The sequence below is a fragment of the Rathayibacter sp. AY1F3 genome (assembly GCF_002931975.1).
Classification (GTDB): Bacteria; Actinomycetota; Actinomycetes; order Actinomycetales; family Microbacteriaceae; genus Rathayibacter.
Window position 1 is genome coordinate 2,437 of record NZ_PSVF01000058.1, and the last position, 1,356, is coordinate 3,792.

A 1,356-nucleotide genomic window follows, 5' to 3' on the forward strand; every position below is an offset into this window, starting at 1 on the left:
AGAGCGGGTGCGAGCCCCGTAGTCGAAATGGTGTTATGGCGTGAAGAGTATCCCAAGTAGCACGGGGCCCGAGAAATCCCGTGTGAATCTGTCAGGACCACCTGATAAGCCTAAATACTCCCAGATGACCGATAGCGGACAAGTACCGTGAGGGAAAGGTGAAAAGTACCCCGGGAGGGGAGTGAAATAGTACCTGAAACCGTTTGCTTACAAACCGTCGGAGCCTCCTTGTAGGGGTGACGGCGTGCCTTTTGAAGAATGAGCCTGCGAGTTAGTGCTCTGTGGCGAGGTTAACCCGTGTGGGGCAGCCGTAGCGAAAGCGAGTCCGAATAGGGCGATTCAGTCGCAGGGTCTAGACCCGAAGCGAAGTGATCTATCCATGGCCAGGTTGAAGCGACGGTAAGACGTCGTGGAGGACCGAACCCACTTCAGTTGAAAATGGAGGGGATGAGCTGTGGATAGGGGTGAAAGGCCAATCAAACTTCGTGATAGCTGGTTCTCTCCGAAATGCATTTAGGTGCAGCGTTGCGTGTTTCTTGCCGGAGGTAGAGCTACTGGATGGCCGATGGGGCCCAAAAGCTTACTGACGTCAGCCAAACTCCGAATGCCGGTAAGTGAGAGCGCAGCAGTGAGACTGTGGGGGATAAGCTTCATAGTCGAGAGGGAAACAACCCAGACCACCAACTAAGGTCCCTAAGCGCGTGCTAAGTGGGAAAGGATGTGGAGTTGCACAGACAACCAGGAGGTTGGCTTAGAAGCAGCCACCCTTGAAAGAGTGCGTAATAGCTCACTGGTCAAGTGATTCCGCGCCGACAATGTAACGGGGCTCAAGCACGCCACCGAAGTTGTGGCATTGACATTAGTGGTAGGCCTTCGTGGTCCAGCCGTGTTGATGGGTAGGAGAGCGTCGTGTGGCGAGTGAAGCGGCGGTGTGAACCAGCCGTGGATGCCACACGAGTGAGAATGCAGGCATGAGTAGCGAAAGACGGGTGAGAAACCCGTCCTCCGGAAGACCAAGGGTTCCAGGGTCAAGCTAATCTTCCCTGGGTAAGTCGGGACCTAAGGCGAGGCCGACAGGCGTAGTCGATGGACAACGGGTTGATATTCCCGTACCGGCGAAGAACCGCCCAAGACAATCCAGTAGTGCTAAGTATCTGAATCCCTTTGATGGATCCCTTCGGGGTGAAGCGTTGGGCCTAGCGTACGACCCCGTGCTGGTGCGTTTAGCGTATTAACAGGTGTGACGCAGGAAGGTAGCCGAGCCGGGCGATGGTTGTCCCGGTCTAAGGATGTAGGGCGAACGATAGGCAAATCCGTCGTTCATATAGCCTGAGATCTGATGGGTAGACGCAAGTC

Annotated in this window: 1 rRNA gene (only partly in view); it reads left to right on the forward strand. The window is 55.2% G+C overall.

The window, feature by feature from the left end:
- A 23S ribosomal RNA gene (locus tag C5C39_RS16950) occupies positions 1-1,356 on the forward strand (it extends past both window edges: 463 nt to the left, 1,452 nt to the right).